Origin of the sequence: Pseudoalteromonas sp. SG45-5, assembly GCF_014164085.1 — a bacterium.
In the GTDB taxonomy this organism is placed as follows: domain Bacteria; phylum Pseudomonadota; class Gammaproteobacteria; order Enterobacterales; family Alteromonadaceae; genus Pseudoalteromonas; species Pseudoalteromonas aliena.
On sequence record NZ_JACJEM010000062.1, the window covers coordinates 8,502 to 25,942 of the forward strand.

General features: G+C 40.2%; 14 protein-coding genes and 5 tRNA genes. 3 read left to right on the forward strand and 16 right to left on the reverse strand.

The genetic code is table 11. The features are described 5' to 3' along the window. Positions 1-772: 772 nt before the first annotated feature. From H5119_RS17175 to xerD, 11 genes are all read right to left on the reverse strand, one after another. Positions 773-849 (reverse strand) — tRNA-Arg (locus tag H5119_RS17175). 115 nt (positions 850-964) lie between these two features. Beyond that, positions 965-1,041, reverse strand: a tRNA-Arg gene (locus H5119_RS17180). A 148-nt stretch (positions 1,042-1,189) separates the two neighbouring features. Continuing rightward, positions 1,190-1,266, reverse strand: a tRNA-Arg gene (locus tag H5119_RS17185). Positions 1,267-1,340: 74 nt separating this feature from the next. Further along, positions 1,341-1,417 (reverse strand) — tRNA-Arg (locus H5119_RS17190). A 38-nt stretch (positions 1,418-1,455) separates the two neighbouring features. Continuing rightward, a tRNA-Ser gene (locus tag H5119_RS17195) sits at positions 1,456-1,548 on the reverse strand. A gap of 119 nt (positions 1,549-1,667) precedes the next feature. Continuing rightward, entirely contained in the window at positions 1,668-1,859 is a 192-nt protein-coding gene (locus tag H5119_RS17200; protein WP_138584985.1) for a hypothetical protein, read from the reverse strand. 272 nt (positions 1,860-2,131) lie between these two features. Further along, a complete protein-coding gene (gene lysS, locus H5119_RS17205; protein WP_007376466.1) occupies positions 2,132-3,667 on the reverse strand; it encodes a lysine--tRNA ligase in 1,536 nt (511 codons plus the stop codon). Between the two features lie 26 nt (positions 3,668-3,693). Next, positions 3,694-4,792 (reverse strand): peptide chain release factor 2 gene (prfB, locus tag H5119_RS17210; RefSeq protein ID WP_182703097.1). Its coding sequence is split into 2 segments (ribosomal slippage): positions 3,694-4,716 and positions 4,718-4,792, totalling 1,098 coding nucleotides; the frame shifts between segments, so codons are not numbered across the junction. 132 nt (positions 4,793-4,924) lie between these two features. Continuing rightward, the gene (recJ, locus tag H5119_RS17215; protein WP_182703098.1) at positions 4,925-6,646 is read right to left on the reverse strand and encodes a single-stranded-DNA-specific exonuclease RecJ; all 1,722 of its coding nucleotides are present in this window, start codon (positions 6,644-6,646) and stop codon (positions 4,925-4,927) included. Between the two features lie 78 nt (positions 6,647-6,724). Then, the gene (dsbC, locus tag H5119_RS17220) at positions 6,725-7,453 is read right to left on the reverse strand and encodes a bifunctional protein-disulfide isomerase/oxidoreductase DsbC (protein ID WP_182703099.1); all 729 of its coding nucleotides are present in this window, start codon (positions 7,451-7,453) and stop codon (positions 6,725-6,727) included. A 60-nt stretch (positions 7,454-7,513) separates the two neighbouring features. Then, entirely contained in the window at positions 7,514-8,440 is a 927-nt protein-coding gene (gene xerD / locus H5119_RS17225) for a site-specific tyrosine recombinase XerD (RefSeq protein ID WP_077537000.1), read from the reverse strand. A gap of 94 nt (positions 8,441-8,534) precedes the next feature. Between xerD and fldB the strand changes: the two genes are divergently transcribed. After that, positions 8,535-9,056 (forward strand): flavodoxin FldB, encoded by a 522-nt coding sequence (gene fldB / locus H5119_RS17230; protein WP_007583764.1) that lies wholly within the window; start codon positions 8,535-8,537, stop codon positions 9,054-9,056. A 39-nt stretch (positions 9,057-9,095) separates the two neighbouring features. On the opposite strand, the gene H5119_RS17235 is transcribed toward fldB, so the two are convergent. The 3 genes from H5119_RS17235 to H5119_RS17245 form a co-directional block, all read right to left on the reverse strand. Beyond that, on the reverse strand, positions 9,096-9,542 hold the full coding sequence (locus H5119_RS17235) for a DUF2147 domain-containing protein (protein ID WP_182703100.1): 447 nt from the start codon (positions 9,540-9,542) through the stop codon (positions 9,096-9,098). Between the two features lie 141 nt (positions 9,543-9,683). Then, on the reverse strand, positions 9,684-11,693 hold the full coding sequence (locus tag H5119_RS17240; RefSeq protein WP_182703101.1) for an alpha-amylase family protein: 2,010 nt from the start codon (positions 11,691-11,693) through the stop codon (positions 9,684-9,686). Between the two features lie 156 nt (positions 11,694-11,849). Beyond that, positions 11,850-12,548: a tRNA1(Val) (adenine(37)-N6)-methyltransferase gene (locus H5119_RS17245; RefSeq protein ID WP_182703102.1), complete on the reverse strand. Its 699-nt coding sequence runs from the start codon at positions 12,546-12,548 to the stop codon at positions 11,850-11,852. Positions 12,549-12,624: 76 nt separating this feature from the next. Between H5119_RS17245 and srmB the strand changes: the two genes are divergently transcribed. Beyond that, positions 12,625-13,851, forward strand: a complete 1,227-nt coding sequence (gene srmB, locus H5119_RS17250; protein WP_182703103.1) for an ATP-dependent RNA helicase SrmB — start codon at positions 12,625-12,627, stop codon at positions 13,849-13,851. Positions 13,852-13,912: 61 nt separating this feature from the next. Here the strand turns inward: srmB and H5119_RS17255 are convergent, their stop codons facing one another. Beyond that, positions 13,913-14,206 carry a hypothetical protein gene (locus H5119_RS17255; RefSeq protein ID WP_182703104.1) on the reverse strand — a complete coding sequence of 98 codons (294 nt, stop codon included), beginning with the start codon at positions 14,204-14,206 and terminating at the stop codon, positions 13,913-13,915. A 336-nt stretch (positions 14,207-14,542) separates the two neighbouring features. On the opposite strand from H5119_RS17255, the gene H5119_RS17260 reads away from it, so the two are divergent. Continuing rightward, complete coding sequence (locus H5119_RS17260; protein ID WP_182703105.1) at positions 14,543-14,863, forward strand: BON domain-containing protein; 321 nt, start codon at positions 14,543-14,545, stop codon at positions 14,861-14,863. 244 nt (positions 14,864-15,107) lie between these two features. Here H5119_RS17260 and H5119_RS17265 read toward each other — a convergent pair whose 3' ends face one another. Then, positions 15,108-17,078: a methyl-accepting chemotaxis protein gene (locus H5119_RS17265; protein WP_182703106.1), complete on the reverse strand. Its 1,971-nt coding sequence runs from the start codon at positions 17,076-17,078 to the stop codon at positions 15,108-15,110. Positions 17,079-17,441: the final 363 nt, after the last annotated feature.

Genomic DNA, 17,441 nt, shown 5'->3' on the forward strand with positions numbered 1-17,441 from the left:
AGCGAAGCTCGTAAATGTTTTGCTCTGAGCGCTCGCTTCTCACGCGAACAAGTTCTGCGTCTACAACGGATAAATAAACTCGGAGTTTGGATTTAAAGATTAGAGCTGCTTTTGCTTGTAGGCGTGCCGCTTGCTGACGCGACGAGCATAGCTCGTAAATAAAGTATCAGTTATATCGGTGGTAAGTGATTAGAAGCTTACGCTTCTCACGCGAGCAAGCTCTGCGTCTACAACGGATAAATAAACTCGGTGTTTAGATTTAAAGATTAGGGATGGTTTTGCTTGTAGGCGTGCAGCTTGCTGACGTAACGAGCGAAGCTCGTAAATGTTTTGCTCTGAGCGCTCGCTTCTCACGCGAACAAGTTCTGCGTCTACAACGGATAAATAAACTCGGAGTTTGGATTTAAAGATTAGAGCTGCTTTTGCTTGTAGGCGTACAGCTTGCTAACGCGACGAGCGAAGCTCGTAAATAAAGTACCAGTTATATCGGTGGTAAGTAATTAGAAGCTACCGCTTCTCACGCGAACAAGTTCTGCGTCTACAACGGATAAATAAGCTCGGAGTTTGGATTTAAAGATTAGAGCTGTCTTTACTTGTAGGCGTGCCGCTTGCTGACGCGACGAGCGAAGCTCGTAAATAAAGTATCAGTGGTAAGTGATTAGAAGCTTACGCTTCTCACGCGAGCAAGCTCAGCGTCTACAGGTGGCTCTTTGTTATTTCACTTTATTTTAGGCACAAAAAAACCGACTTAATGTCGGTTTGTTTATGAAAGTGGTGGGCGCAGGAGGATTCGAACCTCCGACCGCTCGGTTCGTAGCCGAGTACTCTATCCAGCTGAGCTATGCACCCACTTTCATAGATTGCTTATTTAAACTCTAAGCAGAGCGTATAAATTCAGACATAAAAAAACCGATTTCCATCGGTTTATTTTTCTTACACTTAAAAGTGTACGAAAACATGAAAGTGGTGGGCGCAGGAGGATTCGAACCTCCGACCGCTCGGTTCGTAGCCGAGTACTCTATCCAGCTGAGCTATGCACCCGCTTTCATTTTTACTATTACTTGTTTTTACTCTAAGTGAGAGTCTATAAAGTGGTGGGCGCAGGACGTATCTTGTAAGAATGAACCTCCGACCGTTTGGCTTTAGCCAACACTTTACTTTTTTATACTCTAAGTATGAGTCTATAAAGTGGTGGGCGCAGGAGGATTCGAACCTCCGACCGCTCGGTTCGTAGCCGAGTACTCTATCCAGCTGAGCTATGCACCCACTTTATAGTTTACTTATTTAAACTCTAAGTAGAGTTTTTGCTTATTTAGACTCTAAGCAGAGTTATTAAAGTATGGTGGGCGCAGGAGGATTCGAACCTCCGACCGCTCGGTTCGTAGCCGAGTACTCTATCCAGCTGAGCTATGCACCCATACTTTAAAAATTTACAAAACACGCCATTAAAGGAAATGGTGGAGAGGGAGGGATTCGAACCCTCGATAGAGCTACAAACTCTATACTCCCTTAGCAGGGGAGCTCCTTCGGCCACTCGGACACCTCTCCGTCTTGTGGGGCGTATAATAAAGATTTAAGAAAATATGTCAAACACTTTTCTACCAAAAGTGGTTATATGGTTATAGATTACACATATGATTGGTTTTAAAGTGTAATTAGTTTGATTATTAAACTAACTTTGAGTCTTTGCTAACAGCAGTAATACCCTGCGCTGGTACTAAATCGTCAGTTAAGCTTGCTAAATACTGCTCTTGATACCCCAATTGCTGAAATTCAGCGATACACGCTCTGTAGTAAGCTTGTCGTTCTTGCTCAGTTGTACAAGGCTCTAGTGGCTCTTCAACTCGTTTATTTTTCATTTTATTATTTTATAAGTCCATTTAAGTATTTGTATTTAAAGCATCGATTACAGACTGCCTAAAATTTAGCCACAGTGTAGCTAAGAATTTTACATAAATACAACATAAGGTTAAAAAAAGTCATATCAAAAAGTTATATCACTGCCGTTTTTGATGCTAAAAACTGCAATAACAATAAATTAATGAAGCTGAATTTCGTATTAACCAACCCTAAACACAAAAACGCCGCTATTAAGCGGCGTTTATTAACTTATTTTGTTTTATCCAAAAGCTTAGTCAGCTTGTGGACGCATATGCGGGAACAAAATAACGTCTTTAATTGTTGATGAATCAGTAAACAACATAACTAAACGGTCAATACCAATACCTTCACCTGCCGTTGGCGGTAAGCCGTACTCAAGTGCGCGTATGTAGTCTTCATCGTAATGCATTGCTTCATCATCGCCTGCGTCTTTCTCTTCAACTTGGCGAGTAAAGCGCTCAGCTTGGTCTTGTGCATCATTAAGTTCAGAGAAACCATTTGCAAGTTCACGACCGCCAACAAAAAACTCAAAGCGATCTGTCACAAATGAGTTTTCGTCGTTACGGCGTGCAAGTGGAGATACTTCCCACGGGTAGCCAGTAATAAACGTAGGTTGAATAAGCATGTGCTCTGCTGTTTCTTCAAATATTTCACATAAGAACTTACCAGGGCCCCAAACACAGTTTTCAGGAATTTTAACATGCACTTGTTTAGCGTACGCTTTTAATTCATCAAAGTGGTTTTCTGGGTCGTTAAATACCGCAGCATCAAACTCAGGGTTATATTTTAATATTGCGTCCGCCATGCTTAAACGTGTAAACGGTTGGCCAAAGTCATACTCAACCGAGTCAGTTACTTCACCGTTTTCGTCTTTGGTTGTATTTATAACGATTGGGCTACCCAATACGTTAGTTGCAACTGTACGTAGCATATCTTCGGTGATGTTCATCAGATCGATGTAATCAGCGTATGCTTGGTAAAATTCAATCATTGTGAATTCTGGATTGTGACGCGTAGATAACCCTTCGTTACGGAAGTTACGGTTAATTTCAAATACACGGTCAAAACCACCTACCACTAAGCGCTTTAAGTAAAGCTCTGGCGCTATACGTAGATACATATCGATATCAAGCGCGTTATGGTGAGTTACAAACGGACGCGCAGATGCACCACCCGGTATAACCTGTAGCATGGGTGTTTCTACTTCCATAAAGTCACGCTCTGCTAAAAAGCGACGAATTCCTTCAACAACTTGTGAACGGATACGGAATGTTTCGCGCGTTGCTTCGTTAGTGATTAAATCAACATAACGTTGGCGGTACTTAGTTTCTTGATCTGATAAGCCATGGAATTTTTCTGGTAACGGACGAAGTGACTTAGTTAATAATTGATACTCAGTCATTTCTACGTATAAATCGCCTTTACCTGATTTATTTAACGCGCCTTTAACACCAATAATATCGCCAGTGTCTAGCTGACCATATTTTTCTTTAAGATCTTTTTGAACATCTTTAGATGCATACGCTTGTACGCGACCTTTCATGTCTTGAATTACAAAAAACGGTCCACGCTTTGCTAAAATACGTCCAGCAATAGACACAACTTCTTGTAGTTCAACTAATTCTTCTTTGCTCTTATCACCAAACTGGGCTTGCAAATCAGCCGTGTAATGCTCACGACGGAATTGGTTTGGATGACCGTTGGCTGGGCAATTTTCGCGTATAGCGTCTAACTTGCCGCGACGCTCAGCGATTAACTTGTTTTCGTCTTGGATTTTATCAGTCATTTTTTAGCTCTTTATTAGCTTGGTGGTTATAGGCCAGATTTAAGGCTGGCTTCAATAAATTTATCTAAGTTACCGTCAAGTACCGATTGGGTATTACGGTTTTCAACACCTGTACGTAAATCTTTAATGCGTGCGTCATCAAGTACGTATGAACGAATTTGACTACCCCAACCAATATCAGATTTAGCGTCTTCTTGCGTTTGTTTTTCAGCATTTTGCTGTTGTAGCTCAAGCTCAAATAATTTGGCTTTTAACTGCTTCATCGCTTGGGCTTTATTTTTATGCTGCGAACGCTCGTTTTGACACTGCACTACGGTATTTGTTGGTACGTGAGTAATACGAACCGCCGATTCGGTGGTGTTAACGTGCTGACCACCCGCGCCCGATGCACGGTAAACATCTATACGTAGGTCTGACGGATTCATATCAATTTCAATATTATCGTCAATTTCTGGGTATACAAACGCAGAAGCAAACGAAGTATGACGACGACCACTTGAGTCAAATGGGCTTTTACGCACTAAACGGTGAACGCCTGTTTCTGTACGTAACCAACCGTAAGCGTATTCGCCAACAAAGCGCACTGTTGCGCCTTTAATACCAGCAACATCACCGTCGGTTGCTTCAACTAGCTCAACTTTGAAGCCTTTAGCCTCGCCCCAACGTAAATACATACGCAGTAAAATGTTACACCAGTCTTGTGCTTCAGTACCGCCAGAACCCGATTGTAAATCAAGGTACGCATCGTTTGAGTCATGAGGGCCTGAAAACATACGACGAAACTCTAAGCCTTCTAACTGCTCATTTAAATCAGCGAGTTCGCTTTGCGCCTCATCAAAAGTATCTTGATCTTCGGCTTCTACTGCAAGTTCAAGTAGACCTTCAACGTCATCAGTACCGGCTACAAGGTTGTCGATTGTTTCAACAACCGCTTCTAATGCTGATTTTTCACGGCCAAGCGCTTGTGCGCGCTCTGGCTCATTCCATACGGCTGAATCTTCAAGTTCGGCGTTAACTTCTTCTAGGCGTTCTTGTTTAAGAGCGTAGTCAAAGGTACCCCCGAAGCAATTCAGTACGTTCGCGAATTTCCTTGATTTGATTAATCACAGGATTCACTTCAAACATGGTCATTACTCCAAAATAGCTGATTTACGCGCGTTTATACCGCGTAAGTTATCGTCAAATGATAAAAACGCCCGATTTTAACAAAAAAACGTGCGTTTTATTAGCCTTTTATGCATACTTTGTGCATATTTTTTAATGCACTTTTTCAAGCTCTCTAACGATTAATTGCAGTGTAAATTTACCTCTAAACTCATTTATATCGAGCTGGTACGCTAGTTTTACAAACTTCGCTTCTGTGTCGGGCCACTCTTTTACATCAATACCAAAGGCAATCGCGTCAACTAACCGCCCTGATTGATGTTTTAACACCAGCTTTAAATGCTTTTCGCCGACTATACGCTGCTGTATTATTTCAAATGTATGCTCAAATACGGGCTCAGGGAATTGTTGCCCCCAAGGACCTGATTGCTTTAATAGCTGAGCAAACTCCATTGTAAAGCAGTCGTTTGGCAGCTCGCCATCGCTAAATACAATGCAACGTTTACTTTCTTCACTCAGTTGCGCACTAACAGCAGCATCAAATGCTTTTTTAAAGTCGTTAAAATGTTGCTCGTTAATACTTAAACCGGCTGCCATGGCATGACCGCCAAATTTATTGATTAAATGCGGGTCGGCAGTATTGAGTCCTTCGAGTAAATCGCGCATGTGCAGTCCTTCAATAGAACGACACGAGCCTTTTATTTCACCGTTTTCGCCACCAGCAAATATAACCGTTGGGCGGTGATATTTTTCTTTTAAGCGACCTGCCAAAATACCAATAACACCTTGGTGCCAATCATCTTGAAACAAACAAATAGCATCCGGAATGTTGTCGTCGTTAAACGCGAGCCTATCAAGCACGGCCTGCGCCTGGGCTTGCATACCTTGCTCTATTTCGCGCCTTGCAAAGTTTAGGCTATCGAGCTCGCTCGCTATACTACGCGCTTGGTTTATGTCGGTACTTAGTAAACACGCTATACCCAAACTCATGTCATCTAATCGCCCTGCTGCATTTAAACGAGGCGCAAGTGAAAAACCAAAGTCGCTTGCACTTAAGCGCGCAGCATTACGATTAGCCACTTCAATAAGCGCGGTAATACCAGGGCGTGTTTTACCGCTGCGAATTCGTGCTAAGCCTTGATGTACTAAGGTGCGGTTGTTTGCATCAAGCGCGACAACATCAGCCACTGTGCCAAGCGCTACAATGTCGAGTAAATTAGCTAAATTAGGTGGCGATTGTTGCTCAAAATAGCCTAAATCACGCATTGTACTTCTCAGTGCTATTAATAAGTAAAAAGCAACGCCAACGCCTGCAATAGATTTAGACGGGAAATCACACTCGTGCCTGTTTGGATTTACTATTGCATCCGCATTTGGTAGTTGTTCACCTTGCAAGTGGTGATCTGTTACCAGCACTTTTATGCCAACCGCTTTTAAAATATCAATACCGGCAATACACGATATGCCGTTATCTACGGTGATCACTAAATCAGGCTTTATTTGTACTATTTGCTCTGCAAGGGCTGGGCTTAAACCGTAGCCTAAGCTAAACCGATCCGGAATTAAGTAATCTAAATGCTTAAAGCCAAACATCGAAAGACCTTGCATTAAAGTGGCCGTACTCGTTGCACCATCGGCATCAAAATCGCCGACTATTAAAATGTGGCTTTGCGCTTTTAATGCTTCAATCAATAAATCGCTGGCTTTATCTATGTCTTTGAACAATTTAAAGTCATGAAGCGTAGCTACGCTGTTATCTAGCTCATCGGCACTGAACACATGACGGTTCGCATAAATTTGTTTTATTACTGGGTGTAAATTACTCGGTAGATGTGAATCGTCAACGTTTTCGCGCGCAATGATCAGTTTTTTCATGCAGATTTTTAACTTATTTAGTCGTATTAAAAAGACAAAAAAAGGCCATAAAGGCCTTTTTATTAGTTATAAAGCGTATTATGAAGCTTTATTAGCATCTAGGGCTGCTTTTAATGCTGCCGCTGGCTGATAACCTGGGATCATCGTACCATCTTCTAAAACAATAGCGGGTGTGCCGCTAATGCCAAAACTCTGACCAAGTTGGTAATGCTCAGCAATAGGTGCACTGCACCCTGCAATTACTTTAGTATCTGCGCCCGATTTAGCTTCTGTAAGTGCTTCTTGCTGATCTTTAGCACACCACACATTCATTAAGTCTGTATAACCAGAACCTTGCAGGCCACCACGTGGAAACGCAAGGTACTTAACGGTAATACCCGCTTCAAGTAAATCATCTAATTCGCGATGTAATTTACGACAGTAGCCACAGCTAATGTCAGTAAATACGGTAATGCTGTGCTTTTCGTTTGGTGCTTTGTACACAATCATCGAGTCTTCATAATCTTTAATACCCTCAACACGCACGCCGTTTAGCGCTTGCTCTGTTAAGTTATTTCGATTATTTAGGTCGATTAATGTACCTTGCATTAAAAATTGGCCATCTGGACTTGCATAAAGCACGCCTTTGTTGGTGATCAATTCTTTTAAGCCAGCGACTGGACTTGGATTAATTTGCTTAACTGTTACGCCTAAAGTCGCAAATTTAGTAACTATCGGATCAGTAGCATCTGGAGTAACAGTAACGCCATTTGCAAATGCACCAATGCTTGTGCACAACATGGCACCTGCTAACATTAATTTTTTCATAATTTTCTCTATTCCAAAAATACTTATAAATTGACCGGCTTAGTCGTAATAAATTTCAAATTAAGCGCGCGGATGATGCTGCGCGTGTACCGATTTTAGTCGTTCATTTGCAACATGGGTATAAATTTGTGTGGTTGATAAATCACTATGACCCAACATCATTTGTACTACACGTAAATCGGCTCCATGATTTAACAAATGCGTAGCAAACGCATGTCGCATAGTATGGGGCGATATTGGAGACTCCACAGCAGCCAAAATAGCATAGTGTTTAATTCTATGCCAAAAAGTTTGTCGCGTCATGCCAACACCGCGTTTAGACGGAAACACAAAATCGGTGGCGTGCTTTATCATTTGCGCACGTCCACTCTTTAAAAATTGTTCAAGCCAATACATGGCTTCTTCGCCAAGCGGCACTAAACGCTCCTTATTACCTTTACCTTTTACAAACACAACCGCTTGGCGCAAATTAATTTGCTCCATGCGCAGCCCAACAAGTTCACTCACACGCAAACCCGTTGCGTATAGCACCTCTAACATGGCTTTATCGCGCAGGCCCATAGCTTCTTCGGTGTTGGGCGCATTTAATAATGCTTCAACCTCTGCTTCTGAGAGTGTTTTAGGCAATGACTGCCCTGCTTTTGGCTGAGCAATATTTAGCATAGGTGAATCGCTAATTAGTTTTTCGCGTACAAAGTACTGATAAAAACGTTTTAAAGCACTAATACTACGCGCCGTGCTGCGTGGTTTTAAACCTAAATCGACTCGGTGGGCCAAGTAACTTTCTACATCAAGTCCCGTTACACTTAGTAAGTTTTCACCTTTTAAAAACAGGCAAAATTTATCTAAATCACTGCGATAAGCACTTAATGTGTTTTCGCTTACGCCTTGTTCTAAGTACAGGCTATCTAAAAAGGTTTCTAGGTAGTCGCTATTACTGCTCATACTGCTATTATTTTCGGGAAAATCGTCAGATAGCGTTGTCACATTATGCTCTCATGCTTTGCTAAGGTATCAATTAAAAATACCTTACGGTAAACTTGAGCCTATCATATCAGGCAATTACACAGTGATAAATACGATGCAAATTGGTTTATTTTTTGGTTCGACTACGTGCTACACCGAAATGGCAGCAGAAAAGATTCGCGACATTATTGGTGCCGATATCGTTACCCTGCACAATATTAAAGACGAGCCACTAAAAAATGCAGAGCAGTACGACTTTATCATCTTTGGTATTTCAACATGGGATTTTGGTGAAATACAAGAAGACTGGGAGTCAAAATGGGACGACATAGCCGACGTAAACCTAAATGGTAAAACCATTGCTTTATTTGGCATGGGCGATCAACAAGGTTACGGGCAGTGGTTCCAAGATGCGCTAGGCATGCTTCACGATGAAATAAATACACAAACATTTACTCAACTTGGTTTTTGGCCAAACGATAGTAGCTACGAATTTGAAGCCTCAAAAGCACTCACGCCCGATGGCAAACAATTTGTAGGACTCGCGCTGGACGAAGACAGCCAGTATGAGCTGAGTGACGACCGTATTGCGACTTGGGTTGAACAAGTAATGACTGAATACGGTGAAACGCTTTAATTTAAATTGCGTAGCTATTATTGCTACGCAACAAAGTAATTACTCAACTTTCAACCAATATTGGTTGCGGAAAAAAAAGCCAATATAGCCGCGAACTTCAAGCTTTTTACCTTCATCTTGCACTGTGAGTTGTAAGGTATAGGTTTTACCATTTGTTGGGTCGAGTATTTCACCATCTCCCCATACGCCATCCTCTTGTGCTTTTACATCAGTAATAATGGTCATTCCTAAAATAGGTTGATCTTTTAGTTCACCATCACACTTACTGCATATATCATTTTGTTTTGTAGGGTCTAGGATAGTTTCAACTTTACCACTTAAAACGCCGTTAGTTTGGGTAATACGCACATACGATTTAGCTTCACTAGTATCCTCATCAATCGTTTTCCAAAGCCCAACAGGTGTTATCGCAGCAAACGCACTTTGACTTGCCAAAACAATCGCAGAAAATGCACTTAGTAATATCATTTTATTTAATTTTTTCATTGTGTTGTCTTAATTTAATGTAACTAATGAGTGAATCATAACAGGTGATTTATACACACACTATGAAAGAATAGCACCTAAAAAACCTAAACAAATCGGAATCGTTTGTTTAGGTTTAAACTTACAATGTTACGCTAAATTTTAAAAACTACGTGTTACTACGCTTGAGTTATTAAACTCAAATTTATTAATTTTTCCGCATTGCGCCATATGATTAGTGCTTGTATAAGGTGTATTGTTTTGAGCAATGGCAGTCTCCCATCCTTGGCCGTTTTTAATGAATGCTTTTAGCTCAAACCAGCCATTAACCGCTTTACTACAATCCATATCGACATCAAGTATCCAATAATGTTCGCCCCATATATTTAGTGGTGTAACACCAAAACCATCAGCGCTTAGCGTTTTTTCAGCTCCCCAACCTGCTGGCCAAACGTTCGTTGTCCAGTCTGTGGCAGAGCCTTCTGCTTCGCCACTTTGTCCATTTTCTATGCCATACCAATCAAGGTAATTATCATTTGTTTTCCAAGGGCTTGTTGTCACATTTTTTAGATTATTATGACGAATAGGCATTGCGCACTCAAAGTTACTTGTTTGGCAATTTCGACCTAAATTTGCGTTTGCATAAGCATGATCTACACCACCACGCAAAAACATATTTTGCCCGCTTTGTGTTTGTGCATTAATAAAAATAACGGTTCGTTGCCAGTCACTCCCTGTATTTGGCGCAGAGCTTGTATTTAATTTAGAGTTTTTATGAATCGCCATTGCATCCCAAGCAGCAACATTTAAATTAATAGTACCGTTAGCATTAACTGCTATAACCTCACCACTACAACGCTTGCCATCAGCCGACAGTTCACCCTTTAGCACATTACAATATTGACCAGACGCCATATCAGTTTGGACAGTCGCATTGAGTGTAGAATCTTCTTTATTAATGGCCATATGACCCGAGTTACCACGCCCAAACGCTATTTGATTATTTGTGTTATCCCACCAGTTTGTTACCGCCCAGTTATCGGCGGTGTTATTTCTAAAATCGACCCCGCCTGCAATATATGACCAGCGATGCTCACACTTCCAGTTACTACCAAAACACTCTAAGTTACCGTTATTATGTACAGGTACACTTGGTCCACCAGCATCAGTATTTCCATGAAAATCATAACTCGACATTACTTTTGGATAACCATACGGATAAGCCAACATAAACACATTGGCTAAGTCGTATAAACGCCCATCTTCAAAGGTAATTACATTTCCCGCACCACCATGACCTCGCTGATTGTCGTGATTATCGACAAAAACGACGGCAGAAGAGCTAGGCATAAAGCCCCACCCTTCACCAAAGTTACTTAACCATGCAAGCGAACCCTTTCTAAAAGTATTACCTAGTTGGGTACTGTATTTAAATTCAGTTACTAAACCTGAGCTTAAATATTCAGAAGCACTCACAGCCTCCACACCTTGATCAATTACTTCGTGAAATATGACTGGTGAGCCGTTTATTTTCGTCTTTAAACTTTGAATATCACTTGCAGCAACGTGCTTTGCAGCATCAAACCGAAAGCCTTTTACGCCAATAGCTTGTAAGTCGTTAATATAGGCTGCCAAAGTATTTTGTACGTAGTTTGAAGCCGTATCTAAATCAGCAAGGCCGACAAGTTCGCAATTTTGCACTCGATAACGATTATTACCATAATCAGAATTGTTAATAGTGCAACTTTGATGAAAATCTTGAGGGCTATAAATAGGATAGCTTTTATCACCAAAACTATTACCCGCCGTGCCCGTACCGCTCCCTGCTGCCATGTGGTTAATAAGTGTATCGACGTAAATATCAACCCCTGCTGCACTGCAGCGATTAACCATATCAATAAACTGTGCGCGGTTACCGCCACGACTTTTCAGCTCATAGCTAACAGGTTGGTAGCGTGTCCACCATTGACTGCCTGTGATGTGTTCATTTGGGGGAGAAACCTGTACAGCAGCATAGCCTTTCGGCCCTAAATACTGTTCACATTCTTGCGCTACATCTTGCCAATTCCATTCAAATAAATGCACAAATGTAGTGGGCGTAGCAGTCGCAATACTAGGTAAGAGCAATCCTAGGCTAAAACCTGCGGTGGTGATGATTTTATTGAGTGTCATAGTGTGTGATCCAATTGTTGAGCGAGTGAAACAGCGCACTCGCGTTATTTACAAGTTGTTAACACTAGTTTAGATATTGCATAAATAGAAACTGAATACGTATGCATAGCGGGTAAACTATCCTTTATTACTAAATAACCTTCATGGCTAAGCAACTTACATTTTTAAATAAAATGTTTTGCACAGAGCTATATAATCAGCAGTGTAGGTATTATCTAAATTTCGAATACACAGAATTGATGATTCTATATCGCTTTTTACATAACTAAATGTCATTAAGCTGCGGCTTACCTCTTTATTGGGTGTGGCTTTTATTTGGCAGTGAGTATTTAAGTGAAGCCCATTTTGAGTAGCAAGCTCAATAAATAATGCGCCTTCAACGTTCGGTAGTATTAAGCTAAAGCGAGAGCCACTATGAGCCAACCGCTTAAATGCATTAATTAACTCTTCAAAACTTAGGCCATCTGTATGGCGTGCCGTATTACGCGCTGCATTATCGCCTTTTAAACTGTGATTAAAATACGGCGGATTAGAAATAACCACATCAAACTTAACGTCACTACTAAAGCTTTGAATAGTTTGGTGCTCAATGCTTATTGCTGACCACGGGCTATTAGCTACATTTTGTAATGCTTGAACATACGCGTGCTCATCAACTTCTACAGCTGTTATGGTAAGTTCTGGATTGCGTTGTTTGCACATTAACGCCACTAGCCCCGTACCTGTACCTATGTCCAATAATGACTTAGCTCCACTTAAATTGGCCCATGCACCAAGTAAAATTCCATCAGTAGAAACCTTCATTGCGCACTGTTCATGTGCAACCTTAAATTGTTTAAATGCAAAACCAGACATTTTTTCACCTTTTCATTCACCAACTGGTGGATAGCGCGTATAATTGCAAGTAATTGTCCCTTATTTTAGACACTCTATGCAATTTTCTGACTTTGATCTTGATAACAAGTTACTCGACGCTATTAATAAAATGGGTTACGAAACCCCAACAAGTATTCAACAACAAGCGATTCCTGAAGCGCTTAAAGGGCGTGATGTTTTAGCTTCAGCGCCTACAGGCACAGGTAAAACCGCAGCATTTTTAATTCCAGCTATTCAATATTTATTGGATTTCCCGCGCCGTGATCCAGGGTTTGCACGCGTGCTTGTTATGACTCCAACGCGTGAACTTGCTTATCAAATTCATGAGCAATGTGAACTACTTGCAAAGCGAACTAACCTAAAGATAGGTGTCGTAACTGGCGGTATAAATTACGGCACGCATAAAGAAATATTTGAAAAAAACAATGATATATTAATCGCCACACCGGGGCGTTTAATGGAATATTTAGAAACTGAAAACTTTCATGCTGAACACGTAGAAATGCTCATTATTGACGAAGCTGATCGCATGTTAGACATGGGCTTTAAAAAAGAAATGAAGCGTATATGTGACGAAGCTAGAAATCGTCGTCAGTGCTTTTTATTCTCAGCAACCCTTGAAGGTGACAGTGTAGAGAGATTTGCAGAAACAACACTTAACGACCCTGCATTACTTGAAGCTGAGTCATCACGTAAAGAAAAAGCCAAAATTCATCAGTGGGTTCATTTAGCTGACGATTATCATCATAAACTTGAATTATTAGTAAACACACTTAAAAACCCTGATGTTACTAAAGCAATTGTGTTTGTAAAGACCCGTGAGCGCCTAGAAACACTGATTGGCGAACTAACCAACAATGATGTTAAAGCGGCATGGTTACGCGGTGAAATGCCTCAAGACAAACGTATGAAAGCGATGGAAAACTTTCATAGTGGCAAAACACGTATATTAATTGCTACCGACGTAGCTGCACGTGGGATTGACGTGTCTGACATCAGCCATGTTATTAACTTTGATATGCCACGTACCGCCGACGTATACGTACACCGTATTGGCCGTACCGGTCGTGCTGGTAAAAAAGGGATAGCAATATCGTTAGTTGAAGCACACGACATTGGTATTTTATATAAGGTAGAGCGCTACATTGAGCAAAAATTAAAGCGCCGTGTAATTAAAGGTGTTGAGCCACAGCATAAAGAAGCTAAGCCACCAGCTAAAAAGCGTAAAGATCCAGTAAAAATGAAAGCCAAGAAAAAGGCCAAGGTTAAAAAGAAAAAGTAACCTAAAACATTTTTATACTAAGCCGGCTTTTGTCGGCTTTTTAATGCGCCCAGCTCAACTGTTATAATGTACCTTTTGTCCACTGTTCAAAACGCTCAGCTGCTGACTCAGCTATAATTACTTTATCTGATTCAACCCAGTAAGGTGTGCGATTTCGATTAAGTATAGCAATTTCTAACTTTTCCCCTGATGCAGAGGTGCAGCGATGGTCACCAAGTCCTCTTAAATTTCGCTGCCATAGCTCACCTTGAAAGTAATATGAATGCCCATTTTTAGTAAGCTTAATTAGCTCAATTGTGACCTTTTTATTTCCCCAACCTATATAGGCTAAAAGCTCACGGTAATTATGCGCCATATAAATAATCCATTAAATTTTATAAGCCATATTTACACAAAACTTTAGTAAAAATCCGTGAGCAATAAAGCTTGTCTTCAAAAGCCTAGCACCTGTAAAGCCTGTACCTGTAAAGCCTGTACCTGTAAAGCCTGTACCTGTAACAATTGTAATCAAAGCATGTAACTCATACCCAGTTAAATGTAAAAATTGCCTACCTTAATTCCAAGTGAACAAAATACCCTTATATTTCAGTACATTAATCTTGGCATCGATATTGTATTTACAACGGTAACTCAGCCGGTGGAATTTCCATATTGTGGCTACACTATCTAACCGTAATGTAAGGATTAAGTTATGAACCGCTTTAAATCAACTATTGCTTTAGTATCATTTTGTTGTTTATTTTTATTAGCTTGCGCTACGAAAGTAAGTGCAGCAACAAGCTTAGCGGTAGTGAGCAGTGTAGCAACTGTGCCTAACTTACAACAAACCATTACTAACACGCTACGCACTAACCCTAATTTTGTACTTAGCAATATTCGTGTGCAGGTAAAAGATGGCGAGGTAGATTTATACGGCACAGCACAAACTGGTTTTCAGCGTGCGTTGGCTCAAAAGTTTTTAGAAAATATGGATGGAGTAAAAATCATTCGTAATAAAATTAGCGTCATATAATTTCAGAGCTAAAAGTTTTGAGCGGTTAGCTCTTATATAAATTATTAAATATTTCAGACACCTTTAAAGGAGATATAACATTTTAACTACAACGCTTATCTCCAAGATGTATATACATAAGCGCACTCTCTAATATTAAAAATACGCCCACCTATTTTACAGCCTCAAGCATGACTGTTATAGATTCATCTACTATGGTTTTTTATAGCGCTTAGCTATAACTTTCATAGCTAATGTATTGCTATCATAAAGTAAACTTCTGAGTTTCATCATTTAAATTACTCGCCATACGAGATAGCTCACTGCTAGATTCTGCAATATCTCTAACCGCTTGCTCCGTTTCAGATATCCCCATATTTATAGCTTCAATATTTCGTGCTATTTCATCTATCGTGGTGGTCTGTTCTTCTGAAGCGGCTGCAATTTGAACAACCATATCAAAAATCCCACCAACTTCTTTTGCTACTTTGTTATTAATCAGATTAGCTTTACTCGCGATTTCCTGAACTTGGGTTGTATGATCAACATTTGTCGTCATCGTTTTTACTGCTGCATTACTCGCATTAACAACGGCTTCAATGATAACTTCAATTTCCATAGTTGATTCTTGAGTCGACTTCGCAAGGCTACGTACTTCATCAGCAACAACTGCGAAACCTCGCCCTTGTTCACCTGCTCGCGCAGCTTCAATGGCAGCATTTAAGGCGAGTAAATTGGTTTGATCTGCTATTTTTTTAATCACACTTAATACGTTAACTATTTTCTCTGAATTATGACGTAGATTGGTCACCTCTTGCGCCGTGGCTTGCGTTGCTTCACCTAAAGAAACAAGCGCATTATAAGTACTATCGTTATTTTCAGAGCCTTCTCGGGCCATAGTTTGAATATTTTCACAAAGTAGAGATGCGTTAGACGTTGTACTCGCGATTTCTTTTATCGTTGCACTCATTTCGGTTGTAGCAGCAACAACTTGTATAGTTTGCGCTTGCTGCTCTGTCACTGCCAAGCTAGTTTGCTCAGTCACAGAAGCAAGCTCTGTAGCAGTACTGCCTTGTTGAAGTGCAACATTAGATAACTCACTGATCATTTTGCGTAGGTTTTCTAACATAGTGTGTAACGCTACTTGTAACATGCCTACTTCGTCGTGGGCATGCACTTTAATATTACTGCTTAGATCACCTGATGCGACTTTCTCAGCAAATAAAGAAGCAACAATAATTGGGTTTGCTATTTTTCGGGAAAAGAAAACACCTATAAAAACAACAATAACTGCTGCTCCTATAATAAGTATCGTACTAAAAAGCACGCCTTGGTTAACCGACTCAAAAGCTTCTGATTCATCTATCTCGCTTAATATAAGCCAGTTAAAATTGCCAATTTTTATACTGTTATAAGCAGACAACACATTATTACCATTATAATCTTTAATTAGGTTAGTGCCATGCTGGCCATTCAGAGCAAAATTAACAGCGTCAGTATTAACACCATTGTTTTTCACGTTACCTGCAAAGCTTGCTTTTAAAGAGTGCCCTTCTGGATCAAGGTACGAATCTGAGCGCATTAACTTATCTTCGCCAACAAGGTAACTTTCTCCTGTTTTACCCATGCCATCACGTACTCCCATTATTTGATTAGTACCTTCACTGGAGAGCTGCAACGCAACTATAATTTCACTATTCTCTACTGGTATTGCAATAAACGCTGCGGGCTCGTCATTACTTGGGGCGTAAGGTTTGTAGTCAACAATACCAAAACGTTTTGAAAGTTTAACTTCCTGAATAAGTGTTCCTAAATTTGAACTCGCGTATTTTCCATTTAAAATATTCGTTTGGTAATCTGATTCTTTTGCTTGGGTATAATAAATTAGTCCTTCTTCATCAATTAAAAACAGATCGTAATAGTCATATTTTTTTATGTATTCGCTGAAAAAGCGGTCGTAACTGTCTTTATTAATTTGCGGAATAATCATAGCTAATAATTCAATATCAGCCGTTTTTTGCTTAAAGTAATTCTCAATTTGAGTACGCTTAATTTGGTTAATTGCTTCAAGCGATTGCGATATATTATGTTCAACGCGCGACTTAGATTGCAATGTAGAAATGGTGGTCGTTATTAGTGCAGGTAAAATTCCAACGAATAAAAAAATCAAAGTTAATTTAGTTTTCAAACTCCAGTGACTAATTTTTAAAAATAAATTATTTTTTGAATTTGACATTTATGAGCACTTAATAAGTAATAGTTAATTTAAAATTAGTGCATTAAAAAATTAAAACAAATTAAATACCAAAAAAACGCGTTTTTACCATGTAAAAACGCGCTGCTTGTAAGTAACTATTTCCCAATACTTTTAGCTAATGGTTATCACTAACTTATTCACTTTGGCTAGGGTCTGTTAATCTTTGCGGATTAAAATTTGTTCAAACTAGGGGCTATTTAATCGCGGCGCGAGGTTCGCAACCTAGTGGGCTAAGTAAAAACCGAGCAACAAAGAGTAAATAGCCCCTAGGAAGAACCCTTTGGGCAGCGCCTGTTTGGCATTGATGCTGCGTTATCGCCTATTTATGGGGAATAACCACAC

What these genes read in the sequence shown, in the direction of transcription:
- H5119_RS17200 (WP_138584985.1), bottom strand. Translation starts at nt 1,859, where the DNA reads ATGAAAAATAAACGAGTTGAAGAGCCACTAGAGCCTTGTACAACTGAG.
- lysS (WP_007376466.1), bottom strand. Translation starts at nt 3,667, where the DNA reads ATGACTGATAAAATCCAAGACGAAAACAAGTTAATCGCTGAGCGTCGC.
- recJ (WP_182703098.1), bottom strand. Translation starts at nt 6,646, where the DNA reads ATGAAAAAACTGATCATTGCGCGCGAAAACGTTGACGATTCACATCTA.
- dsbC (WP_182703099.1), bottom strand. Translation starts at nt 7,453, where the DNA reads ATGAAAAAATTAATGTTAGCAGGTGCCATGTTGTGCACAAGCATTGGT.
- fldB (WP_007583764.1), top strand. Translation starts at nt 8,535, where the DNA reads ATGCAAATTGGTTTATTTTTTGGTTCGACTACGTGCTACACCGAAATG.
- H5119_RS17235 (WP_182703100.1), bottom strand. Translation starts at nt 9,542, where the DNA reads ATGAAAAAATTAAATAAAATGATATTACTAAGTGCATTTTCTGCGATT.
- H5119_RS17240 (WP_182703101.1), bottom strand. Translation starts at nt 11,693, where the DNA reads ATGACACTCAATAAAATCATCACCACCGCAGGTTTTAGCCTAGGATTG.
- H5119_RS17245 (WP_182703102.1), bottom strand. Translation starts at nt 12,548, where the DNA reads ATGTCTGGTTTTGCATTTAAACAATTTAAGGTTGCACATGAACAGTGC.
- srmB (WP_182703103.1), top strand. Translation starts at nt 12,625, where the DNA reads ATGCAATTTTCTGACTTTGATCTTGATAACAAGTTACTCGACGCTATT.
- H5119_RS17255 (WP_182703104.1), bottom strand. Translation starts at nt 14,206, where the DNA reads ATGGCGCATAATTACCGTGAGCTTTTAGCCTATATAGGTTGGGGAAAT.
- H5119_RS17260 (WP_182703105.1), top strand. Translation starts at nt 14,543, where the DNA reads ATGAACCGCTTTAAATCAACTATTGCTTTAGTATCATTTTGTTGTTTA.
- H5119_RS17265 (WP_182703106.1), bottom strand. Translation starts at nt 17,078, where the DNA reads ATGTCAAATTCAAAAAATAATTTATTTTTAAAAATTAGTCACTGGAGT.